The organism is Gluconobacter sp. ESL1110 (assembly GCF_058107395.1).
Genome location: NZ_JBYLUK010000006.1, coordinates 213,514 through 230,343 on the forward strand (window position 1 = coordinate 213,514; position 16,830 = coordinate 230,343).

Consider the following 16,830-nt stretch of genomic DNA (forward strand, 5'->3'; position numbering starts at 1 on the left):
AAGGATATTTCATGATGGGGCCGGACAGGCTTGCACCCCTTCCCCAATGGCCGGAATACGGCCTGACAGATGATCTCCTTCCCATACTGGAAACATGGCTGGCACAGGGCAAGCAGGCTGCCCTCGCCACACTCGTGTCCATTACCGGATCTTCACCCCGCCCCCTCGGCAGTGAAATGGCCATTTCCAGCAGCGGAGACGTTCAGGGATATGTTTCTGGGGGCTGTGTGGAAGCCGCAGTTGCGGCCGAAGCCCTGCAATGCCTGCAAGACCGTACTCCTCGCCTTCTGGATTATGGCGCAGGGAGTCCTGTTCTGGATATCCAACTCACCTGCGGAGGACGGATCAGTATTTTTGTGCGGCCAATTGCAAACTTGGCAACGCATGTCGAAGCCTTACGGAACGCCCGCGCTGGCCGTCAGGCCATCGCCCTCGTAACGGACCTGCAAACAGGACTAATGCACTTCACGCACACCCCGCCCTTATCCGAAGAGGGAAAAATATTTGTGCGGCATTATTCTCCACCGCTAAGGATTGTCGTGGCCGGGGGAGACCCCGTTACGCTTGCACTTCTGAAACTGGCGCCACAGTTCAATATCGAGACTGTCCTGCTCCGTCCGCTGGGACCCGCCGTCCCTCCCAGCATGGTCGATGCAGAGCATTATGATCGCAGACGCCTGACAGAGGCTCTCTCCGATCTCACCCTCGATCGCTGGACAGCCGTTTATACGCTGACCCACGATGCCCATACCGATCTGACCATTGCCACCAGGGCTCTGAACTCCGATGCCTTCTGCGTCGGTATTCTCGGAAGCCGCCGCAAAATAGCTGGCCGCCTCGCCACTCTCAAAGCTGCGGGCATTGCGACTGACACTCTTGAAAAACTTCACTTACCTGCTGGTCTGGACATCAATGCGCGCAACCCGATGGAAATTGCCCTGTCCATTCTCTCTCAAGTCACAGCATATCGACCGTCGTGATGTCTCATAATGCCATTCTTCTGGCCGCAGGCGGCAGCAGACGCCTTGGGCAACCCAAACAACTGCTTCTGAAACACCGCGCGCCGCTTGTGCGCTATATCGCTGAACTACTGCTACAGACCCGCCCCAATCGTTTGATCATTGTCACTGGCGGAAGTGCTGAAGCTGTTGAAGCGACACTCACTGATCTGCCTGTAGACATCTGCCGCAATCCAGATTGGGAAACCGGCCTCGCCAGTTCCCTTCAAGTGGCAGCGCAAGCATTGCAAGGACACCCCGAGCCTATCCTGATCGCAGGAACAGATCAGCCGTGCCTGACGCTCGCACACCTGAAGCAACTGCTTGCGAATGACGCACGCAATAATATCGTCTCACAATACCGACCAGGTGCATTGGGTATTCCTGTGCGTCTAACGGCCGAAACACTTGCAAAAGCATCGGAACTTCAGGGGGACAAGGGCTTTCGGGATCTGTGGAAGAACAATCCGCCTTTGAAACTAACTACTCCAGAGCTTCTGGACGATCTCGATACGCCCGAGCAACTGACAGAAGCGATCAGAGCGGGCTGGATAGACCAACCTGCCTGATCGCAAGATCGCTCAACTCCGTGCGTAGACATCCTCAATACGCACGATATCGTCTTCCCCAAGATACGGGCCAGACTGCACCTCAATCAGCGTCAACGGAATTTTTCCAGGATTTTCCAGACGGTGAACGCACCCGAGAGGCAGGTAAACGCTCTCGTTTTCCCGTACCAGAACCAGATCATCATCACGGGTCACAAGCGCCGTGCCACCGACAACAACCCAATGCTCTGCCCGATGAAAATGTTTCTGAAGCGAAAGCTTCGCTCCGGGTTCCACCACAATCCGTTTGACCTGAAAGCGATCCGCCTGAATGAGACTTTCGTAGAAGCCCCACGGACGATAACAGCGGTTATGGGAGGTTGCTTCCTTACGCCCGGCCTGCACCAGACGGGACACCATGTGCTTGACGTCCTGTGCCCGATCCCGATGTGAGACCATGACCGCATCCGGCGTAACAACCACAATCAGGTTATCGACACCCGCCACCGTCGCGACAATTCCGTCAGATCGAACATAGCAGTTCTTTGCCCCGTCCAGAAAGACATCACCAATAGCCGCATTACCATCTGCGTCCTTGATACTCAGATCCCAGAGCGCATCCCAGCTTCCAATGTCAGACCATCCGAAACTACCCGGCACAACAGCTGCAAGTTCAGTCCGTTCAGCAATCGCGTAATCAACCGAGATATCCGGTGCCGCAGCGAAGCTCTTTTCTTCAAGTCGCTCGAAATCCATGTCCGTGTGACGGCTGCGAACTGCCTGACCAACGGCTTCATAAATGCGCGGCTCGTAGCGCTCGGTCTCCTGGAGAAAGACACGAGCCTTCACGACAAACATGCCAGAATTCCAGAGATACTTCTCGGAGCTGCAAAGCGTTAGGGCCTTCTCGGCATCTGGCTTTTCAACAAACCGGGAAACATCGTAGACCCCCCGAACAGTTTTCAGTTCAGCACCGACTTCAATATAACCGTAACCGGTTTCGGGTCGCGTCGGCGTCATGCCAAATGTGACAATCCGCCCGCTCTCTGCTGCATCAATCGCTTTTACAAGCGCACCACGCAGCGCGCCTTCATCCGTAATCGCCGCATCTGCTGCCATGATCCAGAGGATCGCTTCCGGGTCCTGCTCCGCAACCATGAAGGCTGCCGCTGCAATAGCAGGTGCAGAGTTTCGCCCCACAGGCTCCAGAACGATCCGGCTTTTATGGATTCCAGCATCCCGCAACTGTTCAGCCACGATAAAACGGTGTTCTGAATTACAGATAATAATCGGGTCGGAAAAACCAGCGCCCTGCCCCCGCAGCGCAGTTTCCTGAATGAGTGTCTTTTCATTCAAAAGCGGCCAGAACTGCTTGGGATAACTCTTGCGCGAAACAGGCCAGAGACGGCTTCCTGATCCACCTGACAGGATTACCGGGACGACATGCTGAACCATAGAGCAGATATTCTTTCAACCGCACGAAAGGATCCCACGGGAACGTCGAAACCATTTCCGGGTCTTGTGGTCACAAAGTATCGATAGGATGTGCCAGCTCACGCTTGCACAAGGCAAGTCGGATCTGTGCAGAAATACGTAGCGAAAGGAGCCGGGCATACTCTGTCACATTCCGCGACATGCCCGACTCATCAGGTTAGAACCTAGCCAAAAGCAGGATCTTGTTACCCCTTAGACGATACGATGCACCCAACCATGCACATCGTTTGTCCGCCCCCCCTGAATATCAGTCAGAAGAGTTTTGAGCTTCATCGCAACAGGGCCTGGCGTCTTGCCATCACCGAAAACCGCTTCCCCTGAAGGACGGATCAGCTTGCCAATAGGCGACAGGACTGCGGCCGTCCCGCAGGCAAATGCCTCCGTATACTTTCCAGACGCCGCTCCAGCGAACAGTTCATCAATTTCCACTGGTTCCTGAAGAACTTCAATGCCGTGGTCCGAAGCAAGCTTGATCAGACTGTCTCGGGTAATGCCACGCAGAATGGTCCCACCCAACGGAGGCGTGACGATCTTGCCGTCATTTCGGACGAACATGACGTTCATGCCACCCATTTCCTCGACAAAGCGACGCTCACGGGCATCCAGGAACAGAACCTGATCGCAGCCCTTTTCCTTGGCTTCAGCCTGAGCGACCAAACTTCCCGCATAATTGCCGCCACACTTGGCTTCACCCGTCCCGCCGATCGCAGCGCGCGTGTAGAATTCGGAGACCCAGACAGACACACAACCAGAACTGAAATACGCACCAACCGGGCACGCGATTACAATGAACAGATATTCCGTCGCGGGCTTCACACCGAGGAAGACTTCATTGGAAATCATGAACGGGCGTAAGTAGAGGCTCTGCCCCTCGCCAGAGGGAACCCAATCCTGGTCCACACGAACCAGTTCATCCACAGCCTGAATGAACAGATCTTCCGGCAGAACAGCCATACCCATCCGCTCTGCGGATGCCGCAAAACGCGATGCATTGGCCTGCGGACGGAACGTCGCCACATGCCCGTCCGCTTCCCGATAGGCTTTCATGCCCTCGAAGATTTCCTGACCATAATGCAGCACCGTAGAAGCCGGGTCGATACTAAGTGGGCGACGCGCCGTCACCTTGGCATCATGCCAGCCTTTTTCTTCCGTATAACGAATAATCGCCATGTGATCGGTGAAGACACGACCGAACGCAGGACTGGCCAAAAGCTCCGCACGGCGGGCGGGATCGGTGGGAGTGTCGGTTTTTTCAATGGTAAAGGTCGTCATGGAAAAGAACTTCCGCAAACTGCTCTGATAAACGTGCGGGCACTCTGCCACAGGAGTTCCGGAGTGGCGATAGGGAAATATTATTTCTGAAACAGGATATTTTTGGACATTAAAATCCGGACACCACATATGAAAAAACCCCGGCCACAAAATGACCGGGGCTTCTCCAAAGCTTCGAAAAGCTGAAAAATCAGCGCTTCGAGAACTGGAAGGAACGACGTGCCTTCGCACGGCCGTACTTCTTACGCTCGACAATACGGCTGTCACGCGTCAGGAAGCCAGCAGCCTTCAGAATGCCACGCAGGCTCGGCTCGTAATGCGTCAGTGCACGGGAGATACCGTGACGGACTGCGCCAGCCTGACCGGACAGACCGCCACCAGCAACCGTGCAATACACGTCGAACTGGTTGTAACGATCAGCGATCAGGAACGGCTGCGTGAGGAGCATACGCAGAACCGGACGGGCAAAATACGTCGTGACCGGACGGCCGTTGACGATGATGTCACCCTTGCCAGGCTTGATCCATACGCGGGCCACGGCGTCCTTACGACGACCGGTTGCGTAGGAACGGCCCTGTGCATCACGCTTTACTTCGTGAACCGGGGCGGCATTGGTGGCAACTGCAGGAGCAACGCTCGCAAGGTCCTGCAGCGTGCCGGTGCGCTCTTGGGTCTCGGACATGGTCAGGCCTTACGACTCGTGTGAGATGGTGTTCTTGCGGTTCAGGGCAGCCACGTCCAGCTTGACAGGCTTCTGGCCGTCATGCGGGTGCTCGGAACCAGCGTAAACATAAAGGTGCTTCATCTGAGCGCGCTGCAGCGGACCACGTGTGATCATGCGCTCAACAGCCTTCTCGACAACGTGACCCGGGTTCTTGCCCGTGAGACGCTGCGTGATGGTGCGCTCCTTGATGCCACCCGGATGACCCGTGTGGTAATGGAACAGCTTCTGGCCAACCTTGTTACCCGTCAGCACGACCTTTTCTGCGTTGATGACAACAATGTTGTCACCGCAGTCGACGTGCGGGGTGAACTGTGGCTTGTGCTTGCCGCGGAGACGGGTAGCGATGATGGTGGCGAGACGGCCGAGAACGAGCCCTTCGGCGTCGATCAGCACCCAGTTCTTCGTCACCTCCGCCGGCTTCAGCGAACGTGTGGTCTTCATCAGTGACATTCCAGCTTGGGGCGCGGCAGAACCGCGCCGTGGATGGCGCTCCCAGCAGCGATGGCTTGTCCCGAAGGAAGACCATTGCCCCTGAAAGCGGATCAGGTGCGGCCTTATTGCGGTCCTGCGCCTTTCCGTCAAGTCATCTTTTCGAATCATGATGGATGATTCGGCGCAGTTTCCCGCCATTTTTATCAATAAGGTATTATGATACCACATTTTTTCCAGCCCTGATTTGCCCCTGACGTCTGGAGTGGTATCGTGCGGCCACCTTTTGGGACCATGACGTCCGGTCCCTGTGCTGACGAAAAACGGGATCAAAGAACGTGAAACGCCCCTGGCTCACAGCGAGCCTGCTCGCGGTCATCGCAGGAATGAGCGCCATTGGCATCAATCATGCCGCCACCGTCGCGCTAGACCGCGGAATTTCGCGGTTTCGCGCCGCCCTCCCTGCTGGCGCCACCTTGACTTACGCCTCTGCTCGCCCTGCTATTCTGGCTCGTGGTGCACTCCTGACAGATGTTGTTCTACAGAATGGGAATTTGACATTCCGGGCTCATACCATGCGTCTCGGTCATCCCATCCCGACTCCTGATGGCGGCCTGATCCTGTCTCATCTGGACATGGAAGATCCCACTTTTCAGGCCCCCAACAGCATCATTCGCACTCACAGCGTTCACATGACACATCTTGTCACACCACCCCCTACCGCCGGGAAAAGCGGCCTTGAGGCTCTGGATTTCGGCCACATCACATTGGATCGCGGGACCGTCGATCATCTGTCTGTCCAGAATCTCTCACAAGTCCTTCAACCGAACGGAACACATTTCAACAGCCTGACAAGTGACAGCATTCAGATCGAAGGGTACGGGCCAGATCAGACGGCAACTGTTACCATTCAGAATGTCATGGGAATTGTGTCTCGCACGACACTTCAGGCAGACCGAACCTCGCGCATGATCTCCCTGCAAATGTCGCTTCGGGATTTCAAAATCAAACAGCCTGAATTTTCTGCCTGGGTCGCGGCCCAGCAAACGGGCAACACCGCCTTATCCTATGCCATTCCGCCCGTTGAGAGCCTCAAACTCTCCAATGCCCAGATCATTTCTTCCGACCGATCCTTCAGACTGGATACGCTGACCGGGAAGGGGACAAGGAAAAACGGCAGGGACAACAGTACTTTCGAAGGGCAGGGATTTCATTTCCATTCCACTCAAGCGAAAACACCGGTCCATATCGATGGCCTCCACTCCACATTGACTTATACACAGGAGCGCGTAACCGAAACCGGTGCAGTCCATGCACAAGCCCTTCTGGCAGTTCCAAACCTAACAGAACTTCATTTCACCATGGATCTGACAGGGCCATCCGATCAGCAACTCAAACTCTCTTCGTCCCAGCCCCTCCAGGATGCGGTTCGACTGGTTCAGACAACCCTGACCATCCATGGTGATCGCCTGATACAGCTTCTCCCATCTTTCAACGCGGGCCGCCCGCTGAACGGCACCGAACAGGATCAGGCCAGAACTGTTATGGCGCAGGGACTGGAAATGGCGCTGTCACCCTACCCTTCTCTCGCTGCCCTCCCCAACTACGTCGCCAATCCCGACAACCGGACGCTCTCCATCGTCTTTGCCCCCAAGCCTCCAATGGCTCTCACCGCCCTTTCCACACTGGCTTCGACACCTGTTGGCGCTCTGTCCCTTCTCTCCCCTGAAGTCCTGAGGGTCACTGCTCAATGACCTTGCCATCCCGCTCAATAGCGAAAATCTGCGTTATCGGAGCCAGTGGCCGCTCCGGTGCAGCTCTTTGTCGGGCACTGATTAAAAGCGGACATCAGGTCATTGCCGTTGTCCGTAATCGTGGCAAACTGGCCCCTGACCTTGCAGAAGCTTGCGTCGCGGTTCGCCAAGCAGACCTGACTGATCCAGTTACACTGCCGATTGCGCTCGAAAATGCAGCGGTTGTCGTCAACACAGCACATGCAAGACATCTACCCGCCATTCTTGCCGCAACGAACGCCCCCATAGTTGCGCTAGGCAGTACACGCAAGTTCACCCGCTGGCTCGACGATCACGGCCGAGGCGTACTGGCTGGGGAAACTGCACTACAAACGGATGGACGCCCTTCCATTCTGCTGCATCCAACCATGATTTACGGCGCCCAAGGCGAAGACAACGTACAGCGTCTCGCTCTTCTTCTGGAGCGGCTGCCCGTCATACCCTTACCAGGCGGCGGCCGATCACTGGTTCAGCCCATTAATCAGCAGGACGTCACCTGGAGCATCATTGCGGCAATCAACCTGCTTCTTGAAGGTAAAGTGAGTGGACCAGAGAGCCTCGTTATCGCCGGACCGAATGCCGTTTCATATCGAACATTCGTACGGATGATCCTGTATTTCTCAGGTCTCGGAGGTCGCCCGATCATCCCGTTACCCGGATGGTTTCTAGTGGCAGCGTCCCATGTGACGCGACACCTCCCGAAACTGCCAAAAGTGGCTCCCGAGGAAGTCCGCCGACTACTGGAAGACAAGAATTTCGACATCACTCCCATGCGGACACGACTTGGCATCGATCCAATCCCGCTTGAGGCCGGCTTGCAGAAGCTTTTATCGGAGCCTCCTGCACACCTGACCTGAGCAGAACAGAGGTTTTCATAGTCCCCACCTGGGCCACGCCCGAAAAGGGGGACACCTCACATGAAAGCAACGTTTCTGTCATCGGGCATGATGCTGTCCTTTGTCGGCTTTGCACTCTTCTCAATCAGCGATGCCTGCTCCAAAGGACTGGCAGGACACCTAGATCCTTTTGAAGTGGCTTTTTCTGGAGGTGTACTGGGATTTCTCATCCTCCCCTTCATTCGAAAACCTCACGAACCCTATTCCGACATTTTTGCAACTGACCGGCCATCCATGTGGCTGCTGCGCGCGGTTTCCACTTTTGTTTCAACGGCAGCCAGCGTCATGGCTTTCATGCTTCTGCCAATGCCTGAAGCACTGGCACTCATGTTCCTGATGCCGTTCTTCGTCACCCTGATTTCTGTTGGGCTTCTCAAGGAAAAAGTCTCAGGCTGGACGTGGCTTTCCGTCGCAGTTGGATTCTTGGGGGTTCTGATTGTGCTGCGCCCCGGCGTCCGGGCCTTTCATTTTGGCCATTTATGCGCCGTTATTGCAGCCGCAGCCAATGCTACCAGCGTCATTGCCTACCGACTGGCGGGGAATAACAGCGCCCGACTTTCCCTGTTCGGATCAAGTCTTTTCGGTCCATTGATAGGCGACGGACTTCTGATGCTGACACACGCCAGCTGGCCACATGGCCTTGCAACTTGGGCGCTTCTGTTCGGATACGGTTTTCTGGCAGCCTTGGGCCAACTTTTCATGATGATGGCGACGGCACTCGCTCCCGCCAATCGCGTGGCCCTACCCCAGTATAGCCAGATGCTCTGGGCCGTAGCTTTCAGCTATGTGCTCTTTCATCAATCGCTAGATAGCTGGACTTTTGTAGGAATTGTTGTCGTCACGCTCTCTGGGATGCTGCACTGGATCCGGCAAAAGCTTCGCTACGAACGTATGGCCCTGGAAGATCACTGGCGCCGACATCATACGCCTGAACCACATCCGACGAAGCCATAAAACCGTTGGCAGAGCAAAAAGAGCGTTCGCCTAATCATCGCCCCAGCGCCATTTCCACCCGCCTTCTGTTTTCACAGAACAAATCCAAAGCAGCACAATAACGGTCACAAGATCAATAACGCAGAAAGAACCATGATTGGGATACTATTGGCCCACATCATGAACAGATTAGTCAAAACAATAATCCCCATGGACACGATAATCGTGACGCGCCCCTCCCAGGTAATGGCGCGCCCGGTCCCGTAGCCATATCGTTTCGCTGCGAACCACGGTCTTTCCATGACAATGCTCCGTTCCTGAACTTCCCATCCTAAACGTTACAATTTCGATATAATTTCATCAAGAATTTTCGCTTCTTTCCGGAGCTTGTAAATGCATTTCCAAACAACGCTTTAGCGTTTTGAGCTTGTACTGTTGCAGGTTCTTACTTCAACCAAGAGCCTTCAGTGACTTCGTCCGCGAGGTCAGGCAATCCGCAACCTGCTCATCCAGCTCCCTATACCCTCGTGACAGGAGAAGCCCTCAAAGGGTCGCCAGGTGCCTAACGACGCACTTTATATCTGACGACTTGTAATCTTCTCGAAGACGCATTTCGCAAAAACCAAGAAGCCATAGATGGAAACTCGAAAATACCAGTGTTGACCTGTGCCCAAGAAAGCTTCCAACCACCTTCTAAAAGGTACCGCTCCATCTCTCAAAGAACTTGAACCTGTGAACGGAGCCACATCCCGACACCTAACAGCTTCACGACTGCCTCTTGTGCCCAGCGTCCGCACATCTTCCCTGCACAAGCCACTGGAAGAGCCTTGAACTGTCCCAACGTCTGCCCAGCGATCCTTCGGATTGTGGACCTAACAGCGTAACTTCGACGCCTCAAGCAGTTGATACACGTCTTCAAATACCCTCGGAGTGATCCAAAAGGTGTAACGGTGAACGTGTAACGCAGCGTTAGAGTCCAGAAAAACTCTGAAGAACTAACTCATTGATTTTATTTTGGGAAAAGAATGCTGGGGCGAATGACGGGGATCGAACCCGCGACAACCGGTACCACAAACCGGCGCTCTACCGACTGAGCTACATCCGCCACACAGCGATGCGTTCTTTAGAGAAAGCCGAAGCAGGCGTCCAGCCCTTTCTCAAATTTTTCTACAAATTTTTCAGTTCAGATCACAGGCACGCCACCAGTCACAGCTATATTCGCCCCTGAGACATAACTTGCCTCATCACTGGCCAGAAAAACGTAAGCTGCAGCTAGTTCTGCTGGCTGGCCAGGACGCTTCATGGGACTATCCGCACCAAAGTTCCGAACATGCTCGCCATCCATTGTCGCCGGGATCAAAGGTGTCCAGATCGGACCCGGGGCAACCGTATTGGACCGAATACCCTTTTCAGCCAGAAGTTCTGCCAGTCCACCACTGAAATTCAAAATGGCACTTTTAGTCGCTGAATAGGCAAGCAGCTTCGGCTTGGGCCGATCAGCATTGACCGAGACCGTGTGGATCAGCGCGCCACCCGATGGCATATGCGGAACGACAAGACGGGACAATCGGAAGACAGCACCCGAATTGGTATCGAACGTCAGATCCCACTCATCTTCACTGACTTCGTCCAAAGAGTCCCGCTCAATCTGAAACGCAGCATTATTGACCAGCACATTGACCTCGCCAAACTCGGCGACAGTCTTGTCCACGATTTCCTTACAAACAAAACGCTCTTTGATGTCCCCCGGCAGAAGCAACGCTTTACGCCCCGCTTTCTCAACCCAGAGTGCTGTCTCACGGGCATCTTCTGTTTCTTCCGGAAGGAATGACAGCGCGACATCAGCCCCTTCACGAGCAAACGCAATAGCGACCGCACGACCAATTCCAGAATCACCGCCTGTAATAATGGCGACCTTCCTGCGCAGCTTCCCACTCCCGACGTAGCTCTGCTCTCCGTGATCAGGCTTTGGCGTCATCTCGGACGTCTGACCGGGAATACGGTCTTGCAAAGGCGTGTCGAACGGGGGTTTCGGATAGTCACTCATGGAACGCTCCTCATAGTCAGTGAAACGCCAACGTCCTGGCAACACGGAGTGTTCAATCACCACCTGCCATTTTCTGGCAGAAACGCTTCATTCAGAAAGCAAGTCGCGTTACACTGAATGTCTCATTGCCGCGCCGGGCCCGAATACGTCGCAACCCTTTTGACCTTGCATCCTTAAAGGACTGACATGACACCCGCTCTCTACCGCCGTCAGTGGGATGAAAACCCGCTGCGTGAGGTTCTGGCTGGCATGGTCGGCACGTTTGCCCTCATTCCAGAAGTTATTGCCTTCTCTTATATCGCAGGGGTCTCCCCGGCTGTTTCCCTCTTCGCCTCTTTCGTCATTTCGATATCGATCGCGATTTTTGGAGGCAGACCTGGCATGATCTCCGGAGCCGCGGGCTCGGTTGCTCTGGTTGCGGCTCCCCTCGTCCATGCTCATGGCGTACAGGCCATGATCCTCGCGACCCTGATCGCAGGAGCCCTGCAAATTGCTTTTGGCTTACTTAGGCTGCAAACCGTCATGCGCTTTGTCTCAGCCGAAGTCCGCACAGGCTTCGTCAATGCGCTGGCCATCATGATTTTCTCTGCACAGGTGCCACAGATGCTCGGTGTAGGCTGGGAAACATACGCCCTTATTGCTCTGGGACTGGTCGTTATTTATCTGCTTCCGAAAATCTCGGATGCCATTCCCTCTCCCCTGATCTGTATCGTCCTGCTGACAGCCATCACCATGCTACATCCGATGCCGGTTCATACAGTGTCAGATCTTGGCGAACTACCAACAGGCCTTCCTCACCTGACGTTCCCCCATATCAGCTTCGATTGGGCCACAGTATCGACCGTTCTGCCTTATGCTGTCGCCATGGCAGCGGTTGGACTACTTGAATCCATGATGACGGCTTCAGTCGTCGACGATCTGACAGATACGCACGGCAACCAGCGCATGGAATGCACAGGGCTCGGAATTTCCAACATTCTCGTTGGCGCTTTTGGCGGAATTGCGGGGTGCGGCATGATCGGTCAGACCGTCGGCAATCTGCGCTATGGTGGCCGCGGCCGTCTTTCGACCTTCACTGCCGGTGCGTTTCTTTTAGCCCTGATGGTCCTGCTGCATCACTGGGTCGGCCAGGTACCTATGGCCGCGCTCGTAGCCATCATGATCATGGTGTCCATCAGTACGTTCTCATGGTCCAGTCTGCGTGACATGGTTCGCCAGCCAAAACTCTCAACATTGATCATGTTGATCACAGTTGTTGTTGTCGTCCTGACACATGACCTTGCAGCAGGCGTTCTGGCTGGCGTCCTGCTGTCGGGCGTCTTTTTCGCCTGGAGAGCCGCAGCACTCCTGACTATCAGTACCCATCGCGATGGTTTGACAGAAATCTATACAGTCGCGGGACAGGTTTTCTTTGCGTCAGCCGATGGCCTCTATGAAGCCGTCGATTATCTGACAGATGCAGACACTGTTATTCTGGATCTGACCCATGCCCGCTTCTGGGATGTGACGTCTGTTCAGGTCCTCGAAAAGACACTGGAGAAACTGCGCAACCATGGGCGAACGGTAGAAGTGGTGGGTCTGAAGCAGGACCAGCACAGCATCATTGCGTCGCAGTCTGACAACGCCCTGCTCGCAATGTAATTCCCCTGACAGGCCCCATCGCATCTCTACCGGAAGCGGGGTACACAATACAGGCCCCGCGACCGCCAAAGGATACTCCTTCCGGATGCTACGCTTTCTGAATGCCTGCCTTCTGTGCGGCGGCCTGCTTGTCGCAGGTTTTCTTCCCGTCGCAACAGCACGTCCGGTTGCCCTAACCTCATCGAGTGCGACAACCCCAATTCCTGCTGCGGCTCAGGCGCTTATCAAACACTACAAGATGCAGCGTATCCCCGCAGAAGGGGGATGGTTTGCGCAACTCCAGCGGGCAACCGAAACCATTCCGGGGTCAGCTCTCCCAGACCGCTATGACGGCATTGCCCACCCTCTCTCAACAGCAATCCTTTTTGTCGAAACACGCCAGGATTTTTCTGCGCTTCACAAACTCAAGACCGCCGAGATCTGGCATTTCTATTCCGGCGACCCCGTTCATCTCCTTCTCCTGCATCCAGATGGCATCGCAGAAAACGTCGTTCTGGACCACGATCATCCTGCCTATGTTGTCCCGGAGAATGTCTGGCAGGGTTCTTCTCCCGTAGGGCCAGCAGGCTGGTCCTTTGTTGGAACCACAATGGCGCCCGGCTTTATTCAGGAAGATTTTCAGCTTGGCGAACGCAAGATCCTCAGTCAGCGTTATCCCGCATTCCGCAAACAGATTACGACCCTGACCCGCACGAAAGACCAGCCTCAATGAATCTGAGATACGGCATTTTTGCACTTCTGTTTGCACCTGGCCTTGCTGCGGCACAAGTCGTGCACCCCGAACATGTTCCTGCCATGTATCCAGCACCGGGAAGCACATTACAGGAATTTGTAGGGATCGGTTCAGTTCTGCTGTCGACCCATCAAAGCATTGCCCTGTTCACTCTAGCCCCTGGAACCGCCTACCCCGAGAGCTACAATAAAGCTTCTGAAGAGATTTATCTCATCCACTCAGGCAAAGGCACGGTCTGGCTTGGAGAAGATAAATCCTCTGTTCAGGCCGGAGATATTGTTCGCATCAGCCCCCGCCTCAGACACCATATCGCGGCGGCAGAAGATTCATCCCTCACCTTTTACGCAATTTCTGCCCCGCCTTTTACAGCCAATGATTATGTACAAACCCAGCGTCACTGATTTCCTTCAAAAAATTTAATAGTTCTGATTGAACTCCAGCATTAAAAACCTTTGTCGCGCGGGCTCAGAAAACAGATGATAAGAGTGAATGCATCCCGCCTCTTCGGTTTTCCATACAATCTTTAATGTTGCGGTAAGCAAACCTCCATACTTTGGTTAAGCGAAAACTGTATTAAAACCCCATGCAGTTGCCCGCCTCTTCATCCGATGCGCAATCTTTACCGCGCAAGCATACTCGTGATCATCGCGTGGATGCTTTGCGAGGGGCTGCCCTGCTGATGATGCTGGCAGACCATGTGCCAGATAACCTCATCAACCGCATCACGATCCGAAATTTTGGATTTGCCGATGCCGCAGAAATCTTTGTCATGCTGGCAGGATATGCGTCTTATCTGGCTTATGGCCGCCTGATTGACCGGGAAGGCTGGAGCAGCGGCATCCGGCGCATTCTCTCCCGATGCGCCAAATTATACCTTTATCAAACAGCCATGACGCTTGTGTTCGTCTGGACCGTCCGACACTGGCGTCACTATGAACCTGTGCCTGAATATATTCTCGAACCACAACTCGCACATGGCTATGGCTGGCTCTGGCGTATCCTGACGTTCGATGCGTTACCGAGCTACCTGAATATCCTGCCTCTCTACATTGTTCTTCTGGCGCTTTTCCCGCTGATTTATGCCGTGCTCAAAAAGAGCGTCTGGCTCCTGCTGGGTGGCAGTGCTGCGATCTGGGCCGTCGCGAATATTGATCCGCGCATTACCATTCCAAACTGGCTGGACCCGAATGGGTGGTATCTCAACCCGTTCGGCTGGCAGTTTCTCTATATTCTGGGTGTATTAGGCGCCGTCTGGGCTTCACGGCATCATGGCGATCTTCCCGCCAGAACCTGGGCAAAAGTGCTCTGCGGCGGCTACCTGATCGGCGCGTTTATCCTGTGTTTCCCATACGAATACTGGCATCTCGGTGACCTGAGGCTGTTTCCTGCGCCGCCGAACAATGGCAAATCCACTCTCGCCATCTGGCGGTTGTTCGACATCATGTCGATCTTTTATCTGGTACAATCCTCCAGCCTGTTGCGGCGCTTTTCTGCAGACAAACTGGGACAGGTTCTGGCCCTTCTGGGCCGCAACTCGCTGGAAGTGTTCTCGTTCGGTACAGTTCTTGATCTGCTGGGGCGGCTCATCCTTGGCAGCTTTGGCACGGGCCTCGGACTTCAGATTATCATTAATGTTTTAGGACTAATTCTGACATTCGCTCTGGCTGTTCCGCTGGACCGCTCCCGCCAGAAGGCGAAAGCGGCCAGAGCCAAAGCGACTCTTCAGGCAGCGACCGTACGCCCGGGATAACTGAGCTCAAAGCGTTCCCGGTCCATGGGAAACAGACGCACAAACACGTCCATTCCATTTTCATGATCCAGACGCTCCACCACCTCACCATGTTGGTAGAGCCAGGCAAGAGCTGAACCATCCTGGAGCGAAAGCTGGACACGGATATCGAGCATGGCCTGTGTCAGATACTGGTCCAGCGTCTCAAAAAGATCCGGAATGCCATCGCCAGTGATGGCGGAAATTGCAACCGCGTTTTCCCGCTTTGGAACAGCTTCAACACCGCCCATCAGATCGGCCTTATTCAGAACCTCAATCGTCCGCTCCGACCATTGAGCATCCAGCATGCCATCACGTACCATGCCGTCCAGAACATTCAGAACATCCGCACGCTGCGCAGCACTATCCGGATGGGCGATGTCACGCACATGCAGGATAACATCCGCCTGAGACACTTCTTCAAGTGTCGCCCGGAAAGCCGCGATGAGTTCTGTCGGCAGGTCACTAATGAAGCCTACAGTGTCGGACAGAATGACATTCCGCCCGGACGGAAGGCGAAGCGCGCGCATAGTCGGATCAAGCGTTGCAAAAAGCTGATCCTGGGCATGAACGGAAGCGCCTGTCAGAGCATTGAACAGCGTAGATTTACCCGCGTTCGTATACCCAACCAGAGCCACAATCGGGAAAGGAACACGCTTGCGGGCATCTCGATGCAGGCCGCGTGTCCGCCGTACCTTCTCCAGTTCCTGTTTGATCTTGCCAATCCGCTCGGCCAGCATCCGGCGATCCGCTTCCATCTGCGTTTCACCTGGGCCACCCAGAAAGCCAAAGCCACCGCGCTGACGCTCAAGATGGGTCCAAAGGCGCACCAGTCGTGAACGCTGATATTCCAGATGCGCCAGTTCAACCTGAAGCACACCTTCCCGCGTCGCCGCGCGCGCACCGAAAATATCGAGAATGAGTCCCGTTCGGTCCATGACCTTGCAGCCAAGGGCTTTTTCAAGATTGCGCTGCTGACCCGGCGAAAGGCGCGCATCGACGATGACAACATCAACCTGATCGAGCTTCACAGCCTCGGCAAGCTGCTCCACCTGCCCGCTCCCAAGCAATGTTGCCGGACGACGTGCCCGCAGCAGGATCGCGGCCTGACGAACAGTGACAAGACCGATGGAAGCAGCAAGACCGACCGCCTCTTCCAGCCGGGCATCAGCAGCGCGAATATCTTCCTGCGGTCCAGTCTTTTCCCATGGAAGAATGACCGCAGCACGTGTTGCAGGCTTTTTGGTATCAAATCCGCTCAAAGTTCATTTTCCGCAAAGCGTGGGAGCGCTCCCACCGGCATGATTGTACTGATGGCATGTTTGTAAATGAGCTGAACGTGCCCATCACGACGCAAAAGAAGGGTCTGGTTGTCAAACTGTGCCACAACCCCCTGAAGCTTCACACCATTGACCAGAAACACCGTCACCGGCGCTTCGGTCTGATGAAGATGCTGGAGAAAAACCTCCTGCACGGTCTGTGTTCCGGCGGAAGAATTGAAAGATTCTGACGTCACGATGCGGGTGTCTCGCCGGTCCTGAAAAGAAAAGGGAA

The 16,830-nt window shown here is 54.8% G+C and carries 17 protein-coding genes and 1 tRNA gene; 9 read left to right on the top strand and 9 right to left on the bottom strand.

Going from position 1 to position 16,830, the window contains the following annotated elements:
• The first annotated feature begins 11 nt into the window (after positions 1-11).
• Both AC3B6F_RS03830 and AC3B6F_RS03835 read left to right on the top strand, forming a co-directional pair.
• Positions 12-980, top strand: a complete 969-nt coding sequence (locus AC3B6F_RS03830) for an XdhC family protein (RefSeq protein WP_489823426.1) — start codon at positions 12-14, stop codon at positions 978-980.
• Positions 980-1,567, top strand: a complete 588-nt coding sequence (locus AC3B6F_RS03835; protein WP_489823467.1) for a nucleotidyltransferase family protein — start codon at positions 980-982, stop codon at positions 1,565-1,567. The genes AC3B6F_RS03830 and AC3B6F_RS03835 overlap by 1 nt, the downstream gene beginning before the upstream one ends.
• Before the next feature lie 12 nt (positions 1,568-1,579).
• On the opposite strand, the gene AC3B6F_RS03840 is transcribed toward AC3B6F_RS03835, so the two are convergent.
• The 4 genes from AC3B6F_RS03840 to rplM all read right to left on the bottom strand — a co-directional run bounded on the left by AC3B6F_RS03840 (position 1,580) and on the right by rplM (position 5,477).
• Positions 1,580-3,001 carry a mannose-1-phosphate guanylyltransferase/mannose-6-phosphate isomerase gene (locus AC3B6F_RS03840; RefSeq protein WP_489823427.1) on the bottom strand — a complete coding sequence of 474 codons (1,422 nt, stop codon included), beginning with the start codon at positions 2,999-3,001 and terminating at the stop codon, positions 1,580-1,582.
• Between the two features lie 231 nt (positions 3,002-3,232).
• Positions 3,233-4,312, bottom strand: a complete 1,080-nt coding sequence (locus AC3B6F_RS03845) for a branched-chain amino acid aminotransferase (protein WP_489823428.1) — start codon at positions 4,310-4,312, stop codon at positions 3,233-3,235.
• 190 nt (positions 4,313-4,502) lie between these two features.
• Positions 4,503-4,994: a 30S ribosomal protein S9 gene (gene rpsI / locus AC3B6F_RS03850; RefSeq protein WP_010502298.1), complete on the bottom strand. Its 492-nt coding sequence runs from the start codon at positions 4,992-4,994 to the stop codon at positions 4,503-4,505.
• Positions 4,995-5,003: 9 nt separating this feature from the next.
• The gene (gene rplM / locus AC3B6F_RS03855; protein ID WP_010502300.1) at positions 5,004-5,477 is read right to left on the bottom strand and encodes a 50S ribosomal protein L13; all 474 of its coding nucleotides are present in this window, start codon (positions 5,475-5,477) and stop codon (positions 5,004-5,006) included.
• 326 nt (positions 5,478-5,803) lie between these two features.
• Between rplM and AC3B6F_RS03860 the strand changes: the two genes are divergently transcribed.
• The 3 genes from AC3B6F_RS03860 to AC3B6F_RS03870 are packed head-to-tail and all read left to right on the top strand — an operon-like array spanning position 5,804 to position 9,108.
• On the top strand, positions 5,804-7,219 hold the full coding sequence (locus AC3B6F_RS03860; protein WP_489823429.1) for a hypothetical protein: 1,416 nt from the start codon (positions 5,804-5,806) through the stop codon (positions 7,217-7,219).
• Positions 7,216-8,115: an SDR family oxidoreductase gene (locus AC3B6F_RS03865; RefSeq protein ID WP_489823430.1), complete on the top strand. Its 900-nt coding sequence runs from the start codon at positions 7,216-7,218 to the stop codon at positions 8,113-8,115. Before AC3B6F_RS03860 ends, AC3B6F_RS03865 begins: the two co-directional genes overlap by 4 nt.
• Before the next feature lie 60 nt (positions 8,116-8,175).
• Positions 8,176-9,108 (top strand): DMT family transporter, encoded by a 933-nt coding sequence (locus AC3B6F_RS03870; RefSeq protein WP_489823431.1) that lies wholly within the window; start codon positions 8,176-8,178, stop codon positions 9,106-9,108.
• A 104-nt stretch (positions 9,109-9,212) separates the two neighbouring features.
• On the opposite strand, the gene AC3B6F_RS03875 is transcribed toward AC3B6F_RS03870, so the two are convergent.
• From AC3B6F_RS03875 to AC3B6F_RS03885, 3 genes are all read right to left on the bottom strand, one after another.
• Positions 9,213-9,389: a hypothetical protein gene (locus AC3B6F_RS03875; RefSeq protein ID WP_489823432.1), complete on the bottom strand. Its 177-nt coding sequence runs from the start codon at positions 9,387-9,389 to the stop codon at positions 9,213-9,215.
• 727 nt (positions 9,390-10,116) lie between these two features.
• Positions 10,117-10,192, bottom strand: a tRNA-His gene (locus AC3B6F_RS03880).
• 78 nt (positions 10,193-10,270) lie between these two features.
• Complete coding sequence (locus AC3B6F_RS03885) at positions 10,271-11,134, bottom strand: SDR family oxidoreductase (protein ID WP_489823433.1); 864 nt, start codon at positions 11,132-11,134, stop codon at positions 10,271-10,273.
• Positions 11,135-11,320: 186 nt separating this feature from the next.
• Here AC3B6F_RS03885 and AC3B6F_RS03890 point away from each other — a divergent pair, with 186 nt between their 5' ends.
• From AC3B6F_RS03890 to AC3B6F_RS03905, 4 genes are all read left to right on the top strand, one after another.
• Entirely contained in the window at positions 11,321-12,775 is a 1,455-nt protein-coding gene (locus AC3B6F_RS03890; protein ID WP_489823434.1) for a SulP family inorganic anion transporter, read from the top strand.
• Positions 12,776-12,860: 85 nt separating this feature from the next.
• Positions 12,861-13,487 carry a cupin domain-containing protein gene (locus AC3B6F_RS03895; protein ID WP_489823435.1) on the top strand — a complete coding sequence of 209 codons (627 nt, stop codon included), beginning with the start codon at positions 12,861-12,863 and terminating at the stop codon, positions 13,485-13,487.
• A complete protein-coding gene (locus AC3B6F_RS03900; RefSeq protein WP_211568372.1) occupies positions 13,484-13,909 on the top strand; it encodes a cupin domain-containing protein in 426 nt (141 codons plus the stop codon). The genes AC3B6F_RS03895 and AC3B6F_RS03900 overlap by 4 nt, the downstream gene beginning before the upstream one ends.
• A 182-nt stretch (positions 13,910-14,091) precedes the next feature.
• Positions 14,092-15,258: an OpgC family protein gene (locus AC3B6F_RS03905; protein WP_489823436.1), complete on the top strand. Its 1,167-nt coding sequence runs from the start codon at positions 14,092-14,094 to the stop codon at positions 15,256-15,258.
• Here AC3B6F_RS03905 and hflX read toward each other — a convergent pair.
• Positions 15,231-16,538 carry a GTPase HflX gene (gene hflX / locus AC3B6F_RS03910; RefSeq protein ID WP_489823437.1) on the bottom strand — a complete coding sequence of 436 codons (1,308 nt, stop codon included), beginning with the start codon at positions 16,536-16,538 and terminating at the stop codon, positions 15,231-15,233. The genes AC3B6F_RS03905 and hflX overlap by 28 nt on opposite strands.
• On the bottom strand, positions 16,535-16,792 hold the full coding sequence (hfq, locus tag AC3B6F_RS03915; protein WP_489823438.1) for an RNA chaperone Hfq: 258 nt from the start codon (positions 16,790-16,792) through the stop codon (positions 16,535-16,537). The genes hflX and hfq overlap by 4 nt, the downstream gene beginning before the upstream one ends.
• Positions 16,793-16,830 lie beyond the last annotated feature (38 nt).

Coding starts and splice junctions, on each gene's coding strand:
- AC3B6F_RS03830 (WP_489823426.1), top strand. CDS start 12: ATGATGGGGCCGGACAGGCTTGCACCCCTTCCCCAATGGCCGGAATAC.
- AC3B6F_RS03835 (WP_489823467.1), top strand. CDS start 980: ATGTCTCATAATGCCATTCTTCTGGCCGCAGGCGGCAGCAGACGCCTT.
- AC3B6F_RS03840 (WP_489823427.1), bottom strand. CDS start 3,001: ATGGTTCAGCATGTCGTCCCGGTAATCCTGTCAGGTGGATCAGGAAGC.
- AC3B6F_RS03845 (WP_489823428.1), bottom strand. CDS start 4,312: ATGACGACCTTTACCATTGAAAAAACCGACACTCCCACCGATCCCGCC.
- rpsI (WP_010502298.1), bottom strand. CDS start 4,994: ATGTCCGAGACCCAAGAGCGCACCGGCACGCTGCAGGACCTTGCGAGC.
- rplM (WP_010502300.1), bottom strand. CDS start 5,477: ATGAAGACCACACGTTCGCTGAAGCCGGCGGAGGTGACGAAGAACTGG.
- AC3B6F_RS03865 (WP_489823430.1), top strand. CDS start 7,216: ATGACCTTGCCATCCCGCTCAATAGCGAAAATCTGCGTTATCGGAGCC.
- AC3B6F_RS03870 (WP_489823431.1), top strand. CDS start 8,176: ATGAAAGCAACGTTTCTGTCATCGGGCATGATGCTGTCCTTTGTCGGC.
- AC3B6F_RS03875 (WP_489823432.1), bottom strand. CDS start 9,389: ATGGAAAGACCGTGGTTCGCAGCGAAACGATATGGCTACGGGACCGGG.
- AC3B6F_RS03885 (WP_489823433.1), bottom strand. CDS start 11,134: ATGAGTGACTATCCGAAACCCCCGTTCGACACGCCTTTGCAAGACCGT.
- AC3B6F_RS03890 (WP_489823434.1), top strand. CDS start 11,321: ATGACACCCGCTCTCTACCGCCGTCAGTGGGATGAAAACCCGCTGCGT.
- AC3B6F_RS03895 (WP_489823435.1), top strand. CDS start 12,861: ATGCTACGCTTTCTGAATGCCTGCCTTCTGTGCGGCGGCCTGCTTGTC.
- AC3B6F_RS03900 (WP_211568372.1), top strand. CDS start 13,484: ATGAATCTGAGATACGGCATTTTTGCACTTCTGTTTGCACCTGGCCTT.
- AC3B6F_RS03905 (WP_489823436.1), top strand. CDS start 14,092: ATGCAGTTGCCCGCCTCTTCATCCGATGCGCAATCTTTACCGCGCAAG.